The following is a 20698-nucleotide window of genomic DNA, read 5'->3' on the forward strand; positions in this document are numbered from 1 at the left end:
TGTTCTTTGTGTGGTTTGTTCTTTGTGTGGTTTGTTCTTTGCGCGGTTTGTTCTTTGTGTGGTTTGTTCTTTGTGTGGTTTGTTCTTTGTGTGGTTTGTTCTTTGTGTGGTTTGTTCTTTGTGTGGTTTGTTCTTTGTGTGGTTTGTTCTTTGCTCGGTTTGTTCTTTGCTCGGTTTGTCTTACATGCTTGAGTTAATAGTTATTCTTTCAATTTTTTACGTAAACTTACTAGTTGATTTGTAATATGTTCTAATTTTTCTCGAAGATTAGAATATTCTTCAGCAGATATTAACTCTAAGTCTAAACTTAAAACAAGAAAATTAATGACTTCAATAGCAGAAGAGTATGAAATATTTATCATATGCGCTTTGTCTTTATTTGTCGTTCTGGCCATTCCTTCTGCTATATTAGCCATTACACTGGACATCGCTCGTCTTAGTTGAGAGACCAAACCATACTTTTCTTGGACAGGAAATTTATTAGTGAGTAAGTAAATATCTTTGGTTGTATTTCTGGCATTCTGCCATACGGTAAGCTTTTCAAAAAAATAATAGTGCATAATGTGGAAAATTTTAGCGTTATAAATTTATAATGCATTCAAAATTTATTCCGTATTTCATAATGGGTCATAATATTTTTTGTACTAATTAAAATCACACCCTGTTCACAAAAAAACAAAGAGCAAACAGCGCAAAAAAAGAACAAAGAGCAAAGAACAAAGAGCAAAGAGCAAAGAACAAAGAGCGAAGAACAAAGAGCAAAGAGCAAAGAGCGAAGAACAAAGAGCAAAGAACAAAGAGCAAAGAACAAAGAGCAAAGAACAAAGAGCAAAGAACAAAGAGCAAAGAACAAAGAGCAAAGAACAAAGAGCAAAGAGCAAAGAACAAAGAGCAAAGAACAAAGAGCAAAGAACAAAGAGCAAAGAACAAAGAGCAAAGAGCAAAGAGCAAACCGCGCATAAAAAAAAGACCCTCTTTAAAAAGAAGGTCTAGTTTTTATTGTATCTATTCTATTAAAAGAACTACTTCGTCGAAATTGGTTTAAACTTCGTCAAGTTGATTCCTTCAACAGAAGCTTTATATTCTTCCATTGTAGGAACTCTACCTAAGATAGCAGAAAGTACAACTACTGGTGTTGAAGCTAACAAAGATTCTCCTTTTTTGCGTTCTGAATCCTCTACTACACGTCCTTGGAATAAACGTGTAGATGTAGCCATTACTGTATCTCCTTTTGCTGCTTTTTCTTGGTTCCCCATACATAGGTTACAACCAGGACGCTCTAAATACATGATATTCTCATATTCCGTACGCGCGTTGTTTTTAGGTAAAAGATCGCTAAATTCGAATCCAGAGTACTTTTGTAAGTATTCCCAATCACCTTCTGCTTTTAATTCGTCGATGATGTTGTAGGTTGGAGCTGCAACAACAAGTGGCGCATTAAATTTCACTGAACCTGTTTGTTTTTCGATGTTTTTCAACATTTGAGAAACAATTTTCAAGTCATCTTTATGGACCATACAAGAACCAACGAATCCAAGATCAACTTTTTTATCTCCCCCGTAGAAAGAGAGCTCTCTAATCGTATCGTGTGTATAGCGTTTAGAAACGTCTTCATTGTTTACGTCTGGGTCGGCGATCATTGGTTCTTCGATAATATCTAAGTCAACAACAACCTCTGCGTAATATTTAGCGTTATCATCTGGCATTAATGCTGGTTTAGCACCAGAGCGAATTTCTTCAATACGCTTGTTTGCTTTATCGATTAAGCCTTGTAACACTTGGTTTTTATTGTCCATCCCTTTATCGATCATGATTTGGATACGGCTTTTCGCGATTTCCAATGATTCGATTAACGTATCATCTTGAGAGATACAGATAGACGCTTTTGCTTTCATTTCAGCAGTCCAGTCTGTGAATGTAAACGCTTGATCTGCCAAAAGAGTACCGATGTGAACTTCGATAATTCTTCCTTGGAATACGTTTTCTCCTCCGAATTGGTTTAACATTTGTGCTTGAGTAGCGTGAACCACATCGCGGAAATCCATGTGTTCTTTCATGTTTCCTTTGAATGTTACTTTCACTGATTCTGGAATTGGCATTGAAGCCTCTCCTGTTGCTAAAGCTAAAGCTACCGTTCCGGAATCCGCTCCAAAAGCTACCCCTTTAGACATTCTTGTATGGGAATCTCCTCCAATGATGATTGCCCACTCATATACAGTAATATCGTTTAATACTTTGTGGATAACGTCTGTCATGGAATGGTATTCTCCTTTCGGGTCACGCGCTGTAATTAAACCGAAGTCGTTCATGAACTTCATTAATTTCGGGATGTTTGCTTGTGCTTTTTTGTCCCATACTGATGCAGTGTGACATCCTGATTGGTATGCACCGTCTACGATAGGAGAAATAACTGTTGCAGCCATTGCTTCTAACTCTTGAGCGGTCATCAATCCTGTTGTATCTTGAGATCCAACAATGTTTACTTCTACGCGAACGTCAGAACCTGCGTGTAATACTTTTCCTTTTGTTACCCCTACTGCGTTGCGGTTGAAGATTTTCTCTACTGCTGTTAACCCTTGTCCTTCGATAGAAATTTCTTTAGAAGGAGCAAATACTACTGGTGCATCAACACCTAATACGTTAGCAGCAAATGTTTGGATTTTTTTACCAAATACGATAGCATAAGAACCACCTGCTTTGATAAATTCCATTTTTTGTGGAGTTAAAGCTTTCGAAATATCGATTAACTCTTGGTCTCCGTTGTATAATTTTTTTGTTTTGGTATTGATTGTCAAAACAGTTCCTGTAGCTACAGAGTAAACCTCTTCTAAAATAGGTTCTCCTTTTTCATTGCGAACAACTTCACCAGCTGCATCTGTTTTTTTCACCCAGTTTTTCAAGTCGATTCCAATTCCTCCGGTTACGTCAACTGTCGTTAAGAAAATAGGAGAAATACCATTTGTACCTGCAACAATTGGCGCGATATTTACGAATGGTACGTATGGACTCGCTTGTTTCCCTGTCCAAAGAGCTACGTTATTTACCCCAGACATACGAGAAGATCCTACACCCATAGTCCCTTTTTCAGCAATCAACATCACTTTTTTACCAGGGTGTTGTGCTTGTAGGTCTCTAATCGCTTGTTGCGCTTCAGGGGTGATCATACACAATCCATGTAATTCACGGTCAGCACGTGAGTGCGCCTGATTACCTGGAGAAAGTAAATCCGTAGAGATATCTCCTTCCCCTGCGATAAAAGTTACCACTTCGATTTTTTCTTCTACTTCAGGGAGTTTAGTAAAGAACTCTGCTTTTGCATAGCTTTCTAAGATCTCTTTTGCAATAGCATTTCCTTTTTCAAATGCTTCTTTCAAACGATCTGTATCTGCTTCGTATAAGAACACTTGTGTTTTTAATACTTTAGCAGCTTCTTGAGCAATTGCTGCATCGTTACCTAACGCCAAATCTAAGAGCACTGCGATAGAAGGTCCACCCTTCATATGCGATAATAATTCGAAGGCAAATGCAGGTGTAATTTCACTTACTACTGCTTCACCTAAGATGATTTCTTTTAAAAATTTAGCTTTAACTCCAGCCGCACTTGTCGTACCAGGTAAAACATTGTAAATAAAAAGTTGCAGCGATTCCGCACGATGTGGGTTTGCTGTATCTTTTATTTGTGCTATGATTTCGCTTAAAAGCTCAGCACCATCAATTGGCTTAGGGTTAAGTCCTTGATTTTTTCTTTCTTCAATCTCGTTGATGTAATCTGTATAAAAGCTCATAATTAATATCTATTGCTTACAGGTTATCGAAAAGGACTTGCCTTTTGGCCCCCATAAACCATTATTTTGTATTAGTTTTTACTCCTTGTGTTTCTTTGCCCATCTGGTGGTTTGTTCGCCTTCCCTTTTGTATTTGCCTTACCTGTCACCCCCCAATTGTAATCCTCCTATAAAAAATAGAACGCTCATTGGGGTGTTATAGGGAAACAAAGGTAAACCTCACACCTGGTGTTCAAAAAGAACGTTTGACTTGTATTTTATTTTTTGTCGTCGCAAATTTAATCAATCTAATTAATTTTCAAAAGTTTTTACTATTTCCTACAAATCCAAAAATTATTATTTATAAACATTCTACTTTACTGAATAAACAACAATACTTTTAGTATTTATTATCAATTAATCTGAAATTAATTATTTTTTACCTTATAAAATTAAGATATTTCAAATATTCAATCTTATTTAATAAAAAACGACATTTTAGTCTATTGCTAAAATGTCGTTTTCAACCGTTTAGATTATTATTTTCTTAGTTTTTAAGCCAATTATTACGGAATTTACAGTCTTTATATTCGCCTTGAATATTAATATAGGCATCTTTTATCTTCTTTGTTACCCATTTTTGTAACTCCTCTTCTTGTTTTTTGTTCAACGCCATGTTTTTTACCTTGGTATAATCGTCGACAAAGTCAATTTTATGTGAAGGAATCTTCTTGTTGATCGTCACAATGCGGTAGCTTTTTTGGTCTCTGTGATCTGTTTTTAAAGAAACGGGAGATACTTCATTTTCTTTGAGTGCATTTACTAAAAAGTACAATTCGCGATCTTCCATTTTGTTTAGATCAAAACGCGTATCCATCGTCATTGGATCTCTCAACACCCCCCCATTTTGTCTAGTGTCTTTATCATCAGATGAAGCGGCAGCTGCTTCGGCAAATGAGATTTCTTTATTCATTATTTTTTCGCGAATTCCCTCTGCTTTAGTCTTTGCCTCTTCTAGTGCTTTTTCTGTTGGTTTAGGAACCAATAAGATATGACGAACATCTAAGTGTTGTCCTCTAATTTTTTCCAAGTAAATGATGTGGTATCCAAATTCTGTTTCAAATGGTGCAGAAATTTCGCCCTCTGCTAAACTGAAGGCAACTTCTTTAAACTCTTTGGCAAAAGGGTCTTTTTTGGTAATAGAATAAAATCCTCCATTAGCTGCAGAACCTTTATCATCGGTAAACAAAACTGCTTTACTAAAGAAACTCGCTCCATTTTCCAAAACATCAGTTCGCATTTCATTTAAGCGATCAATCACTTTTTGTTTTTGTTCTTTTGAGATTTCTGGCTTAATCACAATTTCAGCAATTTCAACCTCGTCTCCTACTGTTGGTCTTTCATCTTCTGGAATAGCGCGAAAGAACTGTCGAACTTCTTCTGGTGTAATTGTTACTTTCTCAACAATGTGGCGTTGCATTGCCTGAGTTAACTTATTTTGTTTTACAATATCAAAAAAGTAATCTCTAAAATCTTCTTCTGATTTTTTGTTGTAAAAGCTTAAAATACGCTCAATACCGCCGACTTCTTCCACCATGCGATTGATCTGATCATTCATAAAGCTAGTTACCTCTGCATCACTTACTTCAATACTGTCTTGAACAGCTTGGTGGGCATATAATTTATCTTCTAATAAACGCTCGAATAAATCACATTTTGACAAATTATCAATAGGAATACGCTGTGCTTTTAACTCCAATAGGGTCTTATCAATCTCTGATTCTAAGATTACGTAATCTCCAACTACACCAACTACACCGTCAATCTTTCTTTTTCCCGTTGGATTCTGTGCTTGCATTCCCCCTATCACAACAAGTGATAGCCCCAAAGCAAACATTACCTTCTTACTGATAAATTTCATAATTTTTATCTTTTTTTGCATCTTTTAAAATATCTTCTTCTATCTGTTTTAATAATTCCATTTTTCGGTTATTTAGCACCATCAAACGCAAAGAGGGTTCTAAATAAGAATAGGGAACAATATCTCCTTTTCTCAATACTTGACTAATGCGCACAAAGTACGTACTATTTTCATCCTTAACCTCAAAATAGGTGTTGTTTTTTAAATATTGTTCTCTATTCTCCGAATTAATAAAGGGCAACTTCTCGTAAATTTGAGATACATTAACCCAAAGGGAGTCGTTTAAGACATAGGATTTCATTTGAAGGGATAATTGGTCTAAGAGTTCGTACTTTACGTCTTTTCCACCATTAAAACCGCTTTTCACCTTATTGTAGTGAGAGTTGGAGTTTAAAATGTTGACATAAGACAGTTTGACCAACATATCATCTACTTTAAATCCGGATTTTATTTTATCGTAATATTCTTTTAAATCACTTGTACGAACTACAGTATCGACAGATTGTTGCACTAATTTCTCCAGATAGCCTTTGATTAAAAGTTCTGATTTGAAATTGGCAACTAATTCATCTATTTCCTTTTTCTTATCGTCTGATAAATTAAACGCTGCGGCATCCATCAACAATTGTTTGGTTGCCCATTTGTTGATAAACAACTCTACCATGGCTATACTATCTTTGACAGTAGTCTGCGGTGGAACGATATTTTGCAGAGAGGAACGATCTAAATATTTATCATCTACTCGAGCGATATAGTTATCGCCGTCAAGTTTTTTTTGTTTATTACAACTCGTATAGCCCAAAAGCACTGCCAATAAAACAACAGCGTGTTTGATATACTTTATTCTCATATCCTCCATTACCTATACTATTCTTTTATTTATTAAGCTAACAAAAATAACATTTCTAAGCCGTAAATGATATTATTTTTAAAAAAACGGATAAAAATACGTTTAAACAAACAAGTTAAAAAACTTAATTAACAATATTACTAATACCGCATTTATTTACCTTAAGGATTAACATTCTCTTTAGTTTTTTCCTGAGGATTTTCTTTGTCATCTATGCAATTGGATGTGCTTTGGGTCTTGATTTTTAAGGAGAATCTCTCCTTTAGAAAACGATTACTGGGCATAATTATTATTTTCAGCAAATAATGAGTATTTTTGCGTCCTAATTTTTTTAGAGATGAGTTTTTTAACAGAAATACAACGCAGAAGAACATTTGGTGTAATTGCTCACCCCGATGCTGGTAAGACTACCTTAACAGAGAAATTACTTCTTTTTGGAGGCGCTATTCAAGAAGCAGGTGCAGTAAAGAATAACAAGATTAAAAAAGGAGCTACTTCGGATTTTATGGAGATTGAGCGCCAAAGAGGAATCTCAGTTGCTACATCTGTATTAGCCTTTAACTATAAAGACAAAAAGATCAACATTTTGGATACGCCAGGTCACAAGGACTTTGCTGAGGATACGTTTCGTACGTTGACGGCAGTAGACAGTGTTATTGTGGTGATTGACGTAGCAAAAGGAGTTGAGGAGCAAACGGAAAAGCTTGTTGAAGTATGTCGCATGCGCAACATTCCGATGATTGTATTCATCAACAAATTAGACCGTGAAGGACGTGATGCCTTTGACTTGATGGATGAAGTAGAACAAAAACTACAACTAAAAGTGACTCCTTTAAGCTATCCTATTGGCATGGGATACGACTTTAAGGGAATCTATAACATTTGGGAAAAGAACGTTAACTTGTTTACGGATGACAGTCGAAAAAACATCGATGATGTAATTAATATTTCGGACTTAGCGTCCAAAGAATTAGACAACCTAATCGGCAATACGGCAGCAGATAAATTGAGAGAAGAATTGGAAATCATCCATGAAATTTACCCTGATTTTGATCGTGAGGCCTATGTAAAAGGAGAATTGCAGCCTGTATTTTTTGGTTCAGCATTGAATAATTTTGGTGTACGCGAGTTATTGGACTGTTTTATTCAAATTGCTCCGTCTCCTAGACCAAAAGAATCGGATACGCGTTTGGTTGAACCAACGGAAAAAGGATTTAGTGGTTTTGTCTTCAAGATTCACGCGAATATGGACCCCAAACACAGGGACCGTTTAGCTTTTATCAAAATTGTTTCGGGTACGTTTGAGCGCAATACGCCCTACCTACACGTTCGTCAAAATAAAAAATTAAAATTCTCCAGTCCGAATGCCTTTTTTGCAGAAAAGAAAGAGATTGTTGACATTTCCTATGCAGGAGATATTGTCGGCTTACACGATACAGGAAACTTTAAGATTGGAGATACTTTAACGGAAGGTGAAATTATGAGCTTCAAGGGTATTCCAAGCTTCTCTCCTGAGCACTTTAGATACATCAACAACGCCGATCCAATGAAGTCGAAGCAGTTAGAAAAGGGAATTGATCAATTGATGGATGAAGGAGTTGCACAGTTGTTTACGTTAGAGATGAATGGGCGTAAGGTAATTGGAACAGTAGGTGCCTTACAGTATGAGGTAATTCAATATCGCTTAGAGCACGAGTACGGTGCCAAGTGTACGTATGAAAACTTTCCGGCGTACAAAGCGTGTTGGGTGCGACCTGAAGATCCGAAAAACGAAGAGTTCAAAGAGTTTAAACGCATCAAACAAAAATTCTTGGCGTTTGATAAATCAGGACAACTGGTTTTCTTAGCAGACAGTGAATTCTCTATTCAAATGACACAAAGTAAGTTCCCAACGGTAAAATTGGGCTTCACTTCAGAAGAAATTGACAAATAATTTAGTTATATAGTACGCGAATAGTGTTCAAATAAGAAGAGGGTGACCCAAAAGGTCATCCTCTATTTTTTATAGGGTGAATCATCTTTGGCTATCAAAGACAAATGTCCTTTCCAATTCTACAGAATTGTAGATATTTACACTTTTATTACAAAAGGATAATAGGATGCAACTAGACCGTACAATTACAACCATAGCTTTTGATGCAGATGACACCCTATGGGTGAATGAGCCTTATTTTCAAGAGGCGGAACAACAATTCATTTCACTTTTAAAAGACTATCACTCAGCTGAATTCCTCTCTCAAGCGCTGTATCAAACGGAAGTAAAAAACCTACCGCTATACGGATTTGGTATTAAGGGGTTTGTTTTGTGTATGATTGAAACAGCACAGCGCATAACGGAAAACCGAGTAGCTCCTGAGCGCATTGCTCAGCTAATCGACTTGGGACACGATTTATTGCAACGTCCAGTTGAGCTATTGGACGGGGTGCAAGACACCCTCGAAGCTCTGCAAGGAAAATATCAATTGATTCTCGCTACGAAAGGGGATCTATTAGATCAAAAAAGAAAAATTGACCTCTCGAATTTAGCTCCCTATTTTAATCATATTGAAATTATGAGTGACAAGCAAACAGCAGATTATCAACGATTACTTCAACGTTTGTCGTGTAAACCTGAAGCATTCTTTATGGTTGGCAACTCGATGAAATCTGATATTTTACCTGTACTTGATTTAGAGGGTTACGCTGGTTATATTCCCTATCACGTGACTTGGTCACACGAACAGCACAGCGAGTTGCCTCAACACGATCGCTTTATCGCCATGCAAGCACTACCTGATTTACTTCATTATCTCTAATAAACGATGAAACAACGCATTGACTTAAACAACTGGAATAGAAAAGAAGCTTTTGCTTTTTTCTCCACCTTTGACGAACCCTTTTTTGGACTAACGATTTCCATCGATTGTACCATCGCATATGCAAATGCCAAAGAAAAAGGACAATCATTTTTCTTGTACTATTTGTACCGCGCATTACAAGCAGCAAATCTAGTAGAGAACTTCCGCTATCGAATAATCGGAGAAGAAGTTTACCTTTTTGACGAGATTCACGCCTCTCCTACGATCAACAGACCTAATGGAACCTTTGGTTTTGCATACATGAATTACTTTGTGGACGAAGCAAATTTCATACAATGTGCACAGGAAGAAATCAAAAAAACACAAGAATCAACCGCTTTACTTCCTGCGATAACAGGAGAAAATGTCATTCATTTTTCTGCCATTCCTTGGTTGGACTTTACTTCACTTTCTCATGCTCGGAATTATTCTTTTGCCGATAGTTGCCCGAAAATATCTTTTGGCAAAGTAACGGAACACAGTGGTGTACAGCGTATGCCGGTCTCCATACACGCCCATCATGCCCTTGTTGATGGATATCACGTGGGCTTATTTGTTGCGGAATTTCAACGTTTAATGAATGAAAAATAAGGAAGTGTAATTTTTGACATTTCAACATAAAAAAACAAGCTTGAGTAAAACTCAAGCTTGTTTTTTTTATTTTAATTTGTCCTTAACGGTCAAAGGCTCAATCTATCTTATTCCAGATTGGTTCAACCATGCGCTGTATTTTCTACTGTTTTGGTTGTGTTGCGCCAAGGTAGTGGCAAATTCGTGATATCCCATTCGATCAACACTTGCGCAGAAGTACATATAGTCGTGTTTTTCAGCGTTTAATACAGCATCAATTGACACTTTATCTGGCATGAAGATTGGTCCTGGAGGAAGTCCTACGTTTTGGTAAGTGTTATAAGGAGATTCCAGTTCTGTATCTTTGTGGTACACTCGTTTGATCACTTGATCAAAATCATTGGTATACAATTTTTTAGCAAAAACAACGGTTGGATCCGCTTGTAAAGGCATACCGATGCGCAAGCGATTGAGGTAAACCCCAGCAACTTTGGATTTTTCGTCGTTTTTACTCGTTTCTTTTTGTACGATAGACGCTAAGATAGCTACTTCAACGGGGGTTAATCCTAGTTCAGCGGCCTTAGCTTTTCTCTCTTCATTCCAAAATTTCAGGTATTCTTTATGCATTCTGTTGCGCATTCTCAGTGGGGTTACAGTCCAATAAAACTCATACGTTTCTGGCAAGAAGCCCACCAATACGCTTTCTTTAGTAAATCCGTTTTCCTCTAAAAAAGTTGGATCGAGGAATACTTCCATCATTGCCGTACTATCTGCTTCCACTTGATCTGCGATACGAGCGGCTAAGTTTTCAATGCGTTCTTGGTTGTTAAAGGTCAAGCGAACAGGGGAATTTTTTCTCAAGGCTTCAATTAAACTGTAGCTGTCCATACCGTTAGTCAATTTGAATCGCCCTGCAATTAGGTTGCTGTTGTAACTTCTTTGACCAGCAATTTCTTCAAAGCCTTCAGGATCATTTAAATAAGGACGTAAGGCTTCTAATACATCTTGGAAGTTGTCTGAGGTTTGAATATAGAAATACTCTTTTTCATTCCAATCGTGAAGGTTGGGAGAAAAGGCTTTCTCATACCACAAATACAAATAACCTATTAAAGCAAAAGCACCTACTACCGAAAGTGCGATCAGTATATTTTTTAATTTCATTTCTTTTTAAAATATTAACTGGTACATTATTTCATCTTTATATTCTTGGCCCACTCTAGTCCAGGCTTTTTTCACGCCAATGGCTGTAAAATTATATTTTTCAAACAATTGAATACTCGCTTGATTGTCGGTTGCAATATTAGCATAAAGTTGGTTTAGATGCAGGTATTCTCGGCTATAATTCACAACTAATTCTAATGCTTGAGAGCCAATTCCTTGCGAGCGATTTTGGCTATTCTGAATGACAATCCCCACTCCTGCTCTATCATTTTTGGGGTCAAAATCGAACAAATCGATCAATCCTAATGTTTCACCTGTGTCTTTAGCGCAGATTACCAAGCGCAATTGTTTTGCTTCGTAAATATCTTGGTGTGCATTTTCTAAATACTGGTGAATCAAAAAACGGCTATAAGGAGTTTGGGTATTACTCACCTCCCATAGGCTGAGATCATTTTCAATTTGATAGATAAATTCTAAATCTTCGGGTTCTAATGCACGGAGAACTATCTCGGCAGTTTCTAGTCTAATCATGTTTTTATATGCTAATAGTTCCTTGGAAAACAAAGGTAGCAGGTCCTTTTAAGAAGACCTGTTTATAGGTTTGGTTTTCCCAGTTAAAGGCTACGGAGAGATCGCCGCCTTCTACTTCTATTTTCACTTCGTTTTGATCCACTTTTCCCAGGGCGTGCATGGCTATGGCTACCGCAGTTGCCCCTGTTCCACACGACAAGGTTTCGTCCTCTACTCCTCTTTCATAAGTGCGAATTCGGAAATGGTTGGGTCCTTCTTGTTCTACAAAGTTAACATTTGTCCCTTTTGGTGCATACTCTTGGCTATTTCTAATTTGCTTTCCTTTTTTATACACGTCAAAGTACATCAAGTTGCGCACAATTTCTACGTGATGAGGAGAACCCGTATTGACGAATAAATGCTTATCTCTTACTTCTACACCATCTACATCGATCATTTGTAGAGATACAATTCCCGCTTCGTCAATGGTAGCATAGTGCATTCCATCAATGGCGCTGAAGTGACATTCCTGTTCAATAATGCCCAGCTGTTTGGCAAAAGCGACAATACATCGCCCACCATTGCCACACATGGTGCTTTCTTTGCCGTCTGCATTAAAATACACCATCTTAAAATCGGCTTGTTCATCCTCTTCGATTAAAATCAACCCATCGGCTCCAATTCCGAATCGGCGATCACATAAATCGGCGATTAAATCTGCATTAGAGGCATCTACTATTTTTTGACGGTTATCTAGCATGACAAAGTCATTTCCCGTTCCTTGGTATTTCCAAAAGGACAACATATAGAATTGTTTTTAGCTAAGTTTGGAACCAAATTTACAAATAATCCCTTGGATTTTATACTTTGTTAACCATTGGTTAAACACTTTTTAATTCCTTTCCCCTTTTTTATTTTTACTCTAGTTTCATTTTAACCGTTATTGTATTATGAAAAGATTTTTTACTACATTTTTCACCTGTCTTTTAACGGCAGCGATTACCTTATTCGGCTATACGTATTACTTGGATCAAAAAGATCCGCAAAAACAAGAAGAAACAGTTGGGCTAGATACACCCAACTCGAGTCGTGTGATAGCGGGTGAGCCTATTGATTTCACTGCTGCTGCAGAGAACACGGTCCATGCAGTGGTTCACGTAAAAAACCTAAGCTACATCACGACGCGAAGCAATCCTTTGTTGGAGTTTTTCTATGGCTATAAGGGGGGTACGCAAACCCAAATTGGAACTGGATCAGGGGTTATTATTTCTGAAGACGGTTATATTGTCACCAACAATCACGTGATTGCCAATGCATCAGAACTAGAAGTGACCTTAAACAACAATAAGACATATAAGGCGAAGCTCATAGGAACGGAGCGAGAGATGGATCTTGCATTACTCAAAATTGACACCAACGAAAAATTGCCTTTTTTGACCTTTGGCGATTCGGATGCGCTTCAGTTAGGCGAATGGGTACTTGCGGTTGGGAATCCGTATAACCTTACATCAACGGTTACAGCGGGTATTATTTCGGCTAAGGCGAGAAATTTGTCTGAGACAGGTATTCAATCGTTTATTCAAACTGATGCTGCTGTCAACCCTGGAAATAGCGGAGGTGCTTTGGTCAATGTACAGGGCGAATTAATTGGTATCAACACGATGATTTCTTCCAATACTGGGTCTTATGTGGGGTATGCGTTTGCAGTTCCGTCCAATGTTACCAAAAAAATTGTTGAGGATTTCTTACAGTATGGCGATGTACAGCACGGCGTATTAGGCGTTAGTGGTTTCGAATTGAACGCCGCTACCGCAGAGCAATTACAATTGCAATTAGATAAAGGGTTTTACATTCAAACGATTGTTCCTGAATCAGATGCAGCAAAAGTAAACGTACAGCCAGGCGATGTCATTACAACAATCAACGGAAAGTCTATTTCTTCCTTTGTAGACATCAAAAATGTTCTGAATACTAAACGTCCAGGTGATGTGGTGCACTTAACGCTACAACGCGGAAACAAAACACTAGAGCAAGACATCAAACTTATGCAAGCCCATGCGGTGAGTTTTGTCTTCCAAGGCATTGAATTCAGCGATCTCACACCAACAGAGAAGGCGACGTTCAACCTCAAATACGGTATTAAAATAACGGCAATAACCGCTGAGAAATACCTTCCTTATAAGGCTGAATTGACCAACGCAATCTTACTTTCGATCAATGGACAAAAGATAAACTCTATCGAACAAGCAAAACGAATATTCAGTCAACAAACTGAAAATCAAAGAACAAAACTAGAGGTATTATCACCTAAAGGAGAATTAATCAAACTTTTCCTATAGAAATTGTTAGGCGTTAATTCAGCATTTAACTTTTGCTTTATTCATAAAAAAAGTGGACTTTTGCACTAATTTTATACAACACAATCTAACACAATATGAAAGATACAAGTTTATACGAAAAGGAATTGGCTTTTCAAGCAGACAGAAGAAAAGCATGTGTAGAGTTTATCAAGATCATAAGCGATTTATGGTTTGACAAATCTATTGAATTGTTAATGTTCCGCAATCAATTGATTGACCGTAGCGTTAGTGATATCATCAATTTACATGAATATGCTGCAAAGTTTGTTGAAAAACCGATTAACATTTTTGATACGGTTGAGATAGCGAAAGCAATTCAACAAGCTGATCTTCCTCCTTCAAGAATTGATATTGGTCGTTTAACATACGAATATCACTTGGAAGACAACAAGCATAACAATGCATTAGGTTTTGTTGTAAGTAAATTAAAAGATGCTAAAAACACAGGGGAAATTGTTCCAAAAGATGTTGTGCTATACGGTTTTGGTCGTATTGGACGTTTATTGGCTCGTGAGTTAATGAACAAAATCGGAAAAGGGCAACAAATGCGTTTGAGAGCTATTGTAACACGTGATAAGAATGATGCAGTTTTACTAGAGAAAAGAGCTTCTTTATTGAAATATGATTCTGTTCACGGTGATTTTGAAGGGTCTGTAATTGCAGATCCAGAGAACAATGCTTTGATCATCAACGGAACAACAGTACACATGATTTCTGCTGCTACACCAGAGGAAATTGACTATACTGCCTACGATATTGACAATGCGTTAATCATTGATAATACGGGAGCATTCACAACTGAAGAGGCATTAAGTCGTCACTTATCTTCAAAAGGAGCTTCAAAAGTATTATTAACAGCACCAGGAAAAGGAGTACCAAATATTGTACACGGAGTAAACCATACAGCTTACAACCCAGCGGAAGTAAACATTTGGTCTGCGGCATCGTGTACAACCAATGCAATTACACCGATTTTAAAAGTTATGGAAGATAACTTTGGTGTAGTAAAAGGACACTTAGAAACCATCCATGCTTATACAAACGACCAAAACTTGGTTGACAATATGCACAAAAAATACCGCCGTGGTAGAGCAGCTGCTTTAAACATGGTTATTACAGAAACAGGAGCAGGAAGTGCTGTTGCAAAGGCGTTACCTTCGTTAGCAGGTAAATTGACTTCAAACGCCATCCGCGTACCTGTTCCAAATGGATCTTTAGTGGTTTTAAACCTAGAGATTGAAAAAGAAACATCTGTTGAAGCATTAAATGAAGTAATGCGCAAAGCAGCTCTAAATGGAGAGTTAGTGGAGCAAATTAAATATTCATTGAACAACGAGTTGGTATCTTCTGATATCGTTGGAACATCTGCGCCGTCTATTTTTGACAGTAAAGCAACAATTGTTTCAGCTGATGGTAAAAACGTAGTTATGTATGTTTGGTATGACAACGAATATGGCTATAGCCACCAAGTAATTCGCTTAGCGAAATACATTGCACAAGTAAGACGTTATACGTACTATTAATAGTAAAAAATCCCGCTAAAGCGGGATTTTTTTTATCCTTCTAATAATTAAAAAAGAGAGCAATTGCCCTCTTTTTTAACTAACTGTAACCAAACTTGTTTATTTGTATGAATATTAATATTGACGGATTGCCTTTATACTTCTTGTACGTGCAGTTGACCCAGTTTTTGATGTAAGCTTGGCTTATCTTGTATAAAATCTTCTACCCATTGTTCCAAGCGATCTACATCATAGGGCAACATCTGTACTAAGGCTTTATTAAATTCTTTGACAAATAGTTCTGAATCAAAACTTACATTTTCTAATATTCTCTTTGTATAGTCAAACATTAATCTGTTTTCCATTTTTATGTTTCTTTTTCACATTAAACAACAATCAAAAATAACCTATTAACAAATAAAAAACAAACTTAATATGATTTTTTACATTTTTTTAAACTATACGCAACATTACTAAAAATTTAAGTTTATTTGTAAAGGTTAGCTGTCGTTTGCTTACATATTTTTTACGGAAAGTTAATTTTCGCCAAACAAAAAGTAAAAGTGTACCGCTAAGTCCTACTCTATCCAACCCTTGTTACAAAGGTGGAAAATCTATACGCTCCGCTTCTTTTTCTACGCTTTACTTCAGTATAAGACGAATATAGTTTACACTTTACCTATATGAAATAGCCCTACCCCTAGACTCTACTTAGTTTTACTTGACAGAAAAGAAAATAAATACGAGATAAAGTTGCTTCAAAAGCGTACGCTCTTAGGAGGTGGTAAAACAGGACGCGACTATTTACATCTTTTTAGAACGGGTCGGGCCTTTACAGTTCATCTTTGGGCTACTGTAGAGCCTTAGGCATTATATAAAAAAACCCCACCTATATAGATGGGGTTTTACTTTTTGGGTTTTAAAAGGGAGTCTTCTCCTATTTATTATTACTTATCGAACTGTATAATTGACGTTTATATTTGCTTGTACATATTGCATCGCCCAAGCTAATGCATTTGTATAGAAAATACTATTGTGCACAGTTGTGTTATTGTGATACATTTTACTAACTGGAGCACCGCCTGAAGTTCTCGGTGCAGGCCATTTGAGCGTTGATGTATTGCTGACATCACCCGCTACCCATCCACCATCACCGATGAATATAAAGCCTAGCGTATTATGTTTCAATGCCCATATGCTATTTGAATTTCCGGTTTGATATGATAGGGGTTTAAATTCATTCGAATAGCCCTCTACATAGAGTGAATTATCTAAATCTCCTCCAAGGTTTAAGCCTACAATATTTCCAAAAGGTCCATCTAATACAGGATCCGTTGTATTGAAAATTGGATTCACCCATACTTTTTTGATTTCTGTTACCGAAGTAGATGCGGAATGAGCGATCGAATTTATTAAATCACGAGCACCTGTAGGATCATTTTCCTGTCCATGTAATAGAACTCCTTTTTTATTTTTCACGAAATCGCTTAATATGGCAATACTAGCTGCATTTGGTCTGTAGTTATATCCAACCACAATAATGTCTATATTATTTGAGTTGATATGATCCCTAAGCGTATTTCCTTGAGAAGTTCCTCCGTCGTATACATCAACGCCGTCTACTTTTACGATTCCATTCGGTCCAAAATTGGCAGGTGTCTTCAACATTGTTCCCACCGAGTATTTAGCCGCCGCTGAACCTGGTTGATATCCGAGAGATCCTAGTCCTAAAACTTTCATTCGACGGAATAAGAAATCGATATTTTTATTACATGTATTAGCTCCAATAACACTGTCAGAGGTAATGGTATAGCGGTGAATACCACCTGTCAATGGCGTTCCTATACCTCTCAGTTGTACAGTTTGTGTACCTGTAGTATTAAAAGTACCCGTAGCTTCGAATCGAATTCCATTTACTGTATTTGTCGAAATAGTATAAGGGCCTGGATAAGAAACATTGACTTGGACTAACATGATATTCATTGGTGTCATTGGTACACCTGGCGCATAGTCCCCAACCGTTGCAATTGAAGAACATAGTAAGGTATATGAAACAGGTTGTGAAGTTACGGTTAGCTCAAAAGAACAAATAGCTTCCATTCCCGTTTGAGGTTTTAACACGTATTCAAATGTTCCTGCTTGAATTGGCGTTCCTACAGCCGTTAAGACTACTTCTCTAGTAGTTAGCCCATCGAAAGAAAGTGGTCCAGACGTAAAATAAATACCATTTACTTCTTCTGTTTCCAAGACCGTTTCTCCTGTTGATCTCACCTCTACGGATAATTTTGCAGTATGTGAAGCCGTCGTAGGTTCATCCTGTTTATATACCCCCGTAAAAACAACGTTAGAACAATCAACGCGATAGTCAACTTCTTTTACTTGCACCTGAATATCTGTACAAGATTCTCTGGTTGTAACATCTGAATTGGTTGTAAATCCAAAGGTATCTGTTCCGGATTGAATAGGAGTACCTGTTCCTAATAACTCGATTTCTTGTACTCCTGTCGCACTAAAAGTACCTGAGCCTCTAAAGGAGTACCCATTGGTAGTATTAGTTGAAATACTCCAATATCCCGTTGATGTAACATTTACACTCAGCACCATTTTATTGGTTGGTTTTAAACTCATCCCAATCATATAATCACCAAGCACGCGTACTTGAGCACAATCAATAGAATAGCTCACAGTTGCATTTTCAACAAAGGCATACTGTTGACACTGAGCCGTTACATTATTCAGGCTAATCGTTAACAAATCCCCTTGTTCACCCGTACTATATCCTATATTTGGTGTTCCTATACCTTGCAGTACCAAAGTGTAGCTACCTGCGGAAGGAAAAGTTCCACTAGTGGTGAAATAGTATCCATTATCTGTCAGAGCTTTAACTTCATAAGTACCAGGTTGTGTCACGGTAACTGGTATTGTTAAATAATTAGCTGCAGTCAAGAACTCTCCTTGTTTGAGTATTCCATTAACTGTAATGGCTTGACACTGTATTTGATTAATCTCAAATACAGCTGGTGGTGGCGTCCCACAAATACTCAACCAGCTATCTTGTACTGTACTCCAATAATTAAAACAACCTGTGGTTTTATTGAAGATTAATAGACCATCTGTTCTATTGGCTGCTGTGATTGCATCGCGCTGTTGCGTAGTTAACCGTGGTGTTAAAAATCCTTTATTTACACTTTCTAGCTCTAGAATAACGCCTAATCCTGGCGTAGTGGTTGTTCCTGATAAGGTACCATCCTTAATTTTAGTCATATTCGTCTGTGCAACACTGGAGGAAATGCCAATTAAAAGTAGGAATAGTAAGGAAAGTATTACTTTTCCTCTCTTATATATCATGTGATTCTTATACATAATGAATAGTTTTAAAAAGTTAGTTTTTTTGCATGAATTCCAATAACAGCTGCTCCAATTGTTCTACTTTCTGTTGAACATGTTGATTGGCCTGTTCCAATTCTTTGATTCTAGCTTCTTTTTCCTCAAGTTCTTTGTTTTGATCGATAATGTGCAAATACAATTCTTCTGTTTTTTCTAATAATTGGATGGATAACTCAGAAACGTTAAAAGCATATCCCTCCTCTGACTTAGTCAACTGATGAATCGGTGTAATACCAGGTAAGTGACGATTTTCTTTAATAAAATCTTCCACAACATCTAAACTCTTAAAGTTATAATCATATTTCAACGATGAGAATCCATCAAAATAGTTTTCAAATACATAATCTGCATAGTAACTGTTTACCGCCGTAATACTTCCATTAACTCTTAACTTCTCACTAGGTGCAGTAGATGGTTCTGTAAATCCAATTCCAACCCATCCTTTCGTATAAATATTACTTGTCGGTGAAGTTGCAAGCTTATGTGTGGTAGAGTCTAACCATGGATGTTTATTGATTGAATCAATTTCAATGGTGTGAATAACGCCATTCTCATCTGTATATAACAACGTATTGTTAGAAGCATCGAATTCTAATTTTGTCAATGATTCTCCTCCTACAACTAACTCTTGTAATTTTAACTCTGTTACTTCACCAATCTCATTGGTATAGTATAAAGAGTTTACAGCAGGATCGTAAACAAGGGTTGTTATGGTTTCATTTCCTTTAACGAGTACTTCAATGTCAATAGGATTTTCTATTCCTTTTTCATCGGTATAGGTTAACGAATAGGTCTTTGTTACTTCTCCTTCTTCACTTGTATCTGTAGTTTCAACATTGACAAGTTTTGTCAGTGTCTCATTGGCTTTGACAATCGCCTCCATATCGATAATTACCGTATGTCCATTTTCATTTACATAGGTAAAATCACTGCCGTCATAGCTAACATTACCGCCAATATTGTTGATCACTTGATTTAAGATCTCTTGCACCTCGGTATTGTTGATGATCTCCTCAAAGTTCTGGATCACATCGGCCTGTACGTCTATGACAACTGCTGTGCCTTCCTCGTTGGTGTAGGTGTACTGCCCATTGCCATTAGCGTCTTTCACTAAGGTGGTTATCGTTTCATTGGCTTTGACAATCGCCTCAATATCGATGGTGGTCGTTTGCCCATTTTCATTTACATAGGTAAAATCACTGCCGTCATAGCTGACATTACCTCCAACTTTGTTGATCACTTGATTTAAGATCTCTTGCACCTCGGTATTGTTGATGATCTCTTCAAAGTTGTTGATCACATCGGCCTGAACGTCTATGACAACTGCTGTACCTTCCTCGTTGGTGTAGGTGTACTGCCCATTGCCGTTGGCGTCTTTCACTAAAGTGGTTATCGTTTCATTGGCTTTGACAATCGCCTCAATATCGATGGTGGTCGTTTGCCCATTTTCATTTACATAGGTAAAATCACTGCCGTCATAGCTAACATTACCGCCAATATTGTTGATCACTTGATTTAAGATCTCTTGCACCTCGGTATTGTTGATGATCTCCTCAAAGTTGTTGATCACATCGGCCTGAACGTCTATGACAACTGCTGTGCCTTCCTCGTTGGTGTAGGTGTACTGCCCATTGCCATTGGCGTCTTTCACTAAAGTGGTTATCGTTTCATTGGCTTTGACAATCGCCTCCATATCGATAATTACCGTATGTCCATTTTCATTTACATAGGTAAAATCACTGCCGTCATAGCTAACATTACCGCCAATATTGTTGATCACTTGATTTAAGATCTCTTGCACCTCGGTATTGTTGATGATCTCCTCAAAGTTGTTGA

General features: G+C 37.3%; 15 protein-coding genes. 5 read left to right on the forward strand and 10 right to left on the reverse strand.

The genetic code is table 11. The features are described 5' to 3' along the window. Nucleotides 1-200 precede the first annotated feature (200 nt). The 4 genes from H4K35_RS13730 to H4K35_RS13745 all read right to left on the reverse strand — a co-directional run bounded on the left by H4K35_RS13730 (nt 201) and on the right by H4K35_RS13745 (nt 6535). Nucleotides 201-560 carry a four helix bundle protein gene (locus tag H4K35_RS13730; RefSeq protein WP_182628530.1) on the reverse strand — a complete coding sequence of 120 codons (360 nt, stop codon included), beginning with the start codon at nt 558-560 and terminating at the stop codon, nt 201-203. A gap of 462 nt (nt 561-1022) precedes the next feature. After that, nucleotides 1023-3785 carry a bifunctional aconitate hydratase 2/2-methylisocitrate dehydratase gene (locus H4K35_RS13735; protein WP_182628531.1) on the reverse strand — a complete coding sequence of 921 codons (2763 nt, stop codon included), beginning with the start codon at nt 3783-3785 and terminating at the stop codon, nt 1023-1025. Nucleotides 3786-4311: 526 nt separating this feature from the next. After that, nucleotides 4312-5685 (reverse strand): peptidylprolyl isomerase, encoded by a 1374-nt coding sequence (locus H4K35_RS13740; protein ID WP_182628532.1) that lies wholly within the window; start codon nt 5683-5685, stop codon nt 4312-4314. After that, nucleotides 5669-6535: a hypothetical protein gene (locus H4K35_RS13745; protein ID WP_255492482.1), complete on the reverse strand. Its 867-nt coding sequence runs from the start codon at nt 6533-6535 to the stop codon at nt 5669-5671. Before H4K35_RS13745 ends, H4K35_RS13740 begins: the two co-directional genes overlap by 17 nt. 337 nt (nt 6536-6872) lie before the next feature. On the opposite strand from H4K35_RS13745, the gene H4K35_RS13750 reads away from it, so the two are divergent. The 3 genes from H4K35_RS13750 (at nt 6873) to H4K35_RS13760 (ending at nt 9963) form a co-directional block, all read left to right on the forward strand. Then, nucleotides 6873-8468, forward strand: a complete 1596-nt coding sequence (locus H4K35_RS13750) for a peptide chain release factor 3 (protein WP_182628534.1) — start codon at nt 6873-6875, stop codon at nt 8466-8468. A gap of 166 nt (nt 8469-8634) precedes the next feature. Further along, the gene (locus H4K35_RS13755) at nt 8635-9330 is read left to right on the forward strand and encodes an HAD family hydrolase (protein ID WP_182628535.1); all 696 of its coding nucleotides are present in this window, start codon (nt 8635-8637) and stop codon (nt 9328-9330) included. 6 nt (nt 9331-9336) lie between these two features. Beyond that, the gene (locus H4K35_RS13760; RefSeq protein ID WP_182628536.1) at nt 9337-9963 is read left to right on the forward strand and encodes a chloramphenicol acetyltransferase; all 627 of its coding nucleotides are present in this window, start codon (nt 9337-9339) and stop codon (nt 9961-9963) included. 102 nt (nt 9964-10065) lie between these two features. Here H4K35_RS13760 and mltG read toward each other — a convergent pair whose 3' ends face one another. From mltG to dapF, 3 genes are read right to left on the reverse strand one after another with little or no spacing between them, the layout of a single operon-like run. Beyond that, nucleotides 10066-11103 carry an endolytic transglycosylase MltG gene (gene mltG / locus H4K35_RS13765; protein ID WP_182628537.1) on the reverse strand — a complete coding sequence of 346 codons (1038 nt, stop codon included), beginning with the start codon at nt 11101-11103 and terminating at the stop codon, nt 10066-10068. A gap of 6 nt (nt 11104-11109) precedes the next feature. Beyond that, nucleotides 11110-11634, reverse strand: a complete 525-nt coding sequence (locus H4K35_RS13770) for a GNAT family N-acetyltransferase (protein ID WP_182628538.1) — start codon at nt 11632-11634, stop codon at nt 11110-11112. A 4-nt stretch (nt 11635-11638) separates the two neighbouring features. After that, a complete protein-coding gene (gene dapF / locus H4K35_RS13775; RefSeq protein ID WP_182628539.1) occupies nt 11639-12418 on the reverse strand; it encodes a diaminopimelate epimerase in 780 nt (259 codons plus the stop codon). Between the two features lie 145 nt (nt 12419-12563). Between dapF and H4K35_RS13780 the strand changes: the two genes are divergently transcribed. Both H4K35_RS13780 and H4K35_RS13785 read left to right on the forward strand, forming a co-directional pair. After that, on the forward strand, nt 12564-13952 hold the full coding sequence (locus tag H4K35_RS13780; protein WP_182628540.1) for a trypsin-like peptidase domain-containing protein: 1389 nt from the start codon (nt 12564-12566) through the stop codon (nt 13950-13952). A 95-nt stretch (nt 13953-14047) separates the two neighbouring features. Beyond that, complete coding sequence (locus H4K35_RS13785) at nt 14048-15496, forward strand: glyceraldehyde-3-phosphate dehydrogenase (protein ID WP_182628541.1); 1449 nt, start codon at nt 14048-14050, stop codon at nt 15494-15496. Nucleotides 15497-15630: 134 nt separating this feature from the next. On the opposite strand, the gene H4K35_RS13790 is transcribed toward H4K35_RS13785, so the two are convergent. From H4K35_RS13790 to H4K35_RS13800, 3 genes are all read right to left on the reverse strand, one after another. Further along, on the reverse strand, nt 15631-15840 hold the full coding sequence (locus H4K35_RS13790) for a hypothetical protein (protein WP_182628542.1): 210 nt from the start codon (nt 15838-15840) through the stop codon (nt 15631-15633). A gap of 586 nt (nt 15841-16426) precedes the next feature. Next, nucleotides 16427-18838 carry a hypothetical protein gene (locus H4K35_RS13795; protein WP_182628543.1) on the reverse strand — a complete coding sequence of 804 codons (2412 nt, stop codon included), beginning with the start codon at nt 18836-18838 and terminating at the stop codon, nt 16427-16429. Between the two features lie 19 nt (nt 18839-18857). Then, nucleotides 18858-20698, reverse strand: a 1841-nt coding sequence (locus H4K35_RS13800) for a hypothetical protein (RefSeq protein ID WP_182628544.1), incomplete at its 5' end; no start/stop codon positions are given.

The sequence above is a fragment of the Myroides sp. NP-2 genome (genome assembly GCF_014145665.1).
Classification (GTDB): Bacteria; Bacteroidota; Bacteroidia; order Flavobacteriales; family Flavobacteriaceae; genus Flavobacterium.

Coding starts and splice junctions, on each gene's coding strand:
- dapF (WP_182628539.1), bottom strand. CDS start 12,418: ATGTTGTCCTTTTGGAAATACCAAGGAACGGGAAATGACTTTGTCATG.
- H4K35_RS13780 (WP_182628540.1), top strand. CDS start 12,564: ATGAAAAGATTTTTTACTACATTTTTCACCTGTCTTTTAACGGCAGCG.
- H4K35_RS13745 (WP_255492482.1), bottom strand. CDS start 6,535: ATGAGAATAAAGTATATCAAACACGCTGTTGTTTTATTGGCAGTGCTT.
- H4K35_RS13750 (WP_182628534.1), top strand. CDS start 6,873: ATGAGTTTTTTAACAGAAATACAACGCAGAAGAACATTTGGTGTAATT.
- H4K35_RS13785 (WP_182628541.1), top strand. CDS start 14,048: ATGAAAGATACAAGTTTATACGAAAAGGAATTGGCTTTTCAAGCAGAC.
- H4K35_RS13795 (WP_182628543.1), bottom strand. CDS start 18,838: ATGTATAAGAATCACATGATATATAAGAGAGGAAAAGTAATACTTTCC.
- H4K35_RS13735 (WP_182628531.1), bottom strand. CDS start 3,785: ATGAGCTTTTATACAGATTACATCAACGAGATTGAAGAAAGAAAAAAT.
- H4K35_RS13770 (WP_182628538.1), bottom strand. CDS start 11,634: ATGATTAGACTAGAAACTGCCGAGATAGTTCTCCGTGCATTAGAACCC.
- mltG (WP_182628537.1), bottom strand. CDS start 11,103: ATGAAATTAAAAAATATACTGATCGCACTTTCGGTAGTAGGTGCTTTT.
- H4K35_RS13790 (WP_182628542.1), bottom strand. CDS start 15,840: ATGGAAAACAGATTAATGTTTGACTATACAAAGAGAATATTAGAAAAT.
- H4K35_RS13730 (WP_182628530.1), bottom strand. CDS start 560: ATGCACTATTATTTTTTTGAAAAGCTTACCGTATGGCAGAATGCCAGA.
- H4K35_RS13755 (WP_182628535.1), top strand. CDS start 8,635: ATGCAACTAGACCGTACAATTACAACCATAGCTTTTGATGCAGATGAC.
- H4K35_RS13760 (WP_182628536.1), top strand. CDS start 9,337: ATGAAACAACGCATTGACTTAAACAACTGGAATAGAAAAGAAGCTTTT.
- H4K35_RS13740 (WP_182628532.1), bottom strand. CDS start 5,685: ATGAAATTTATCAGTAAGAAGGTAATGTTTGCTTTGGGGCTATCACTT.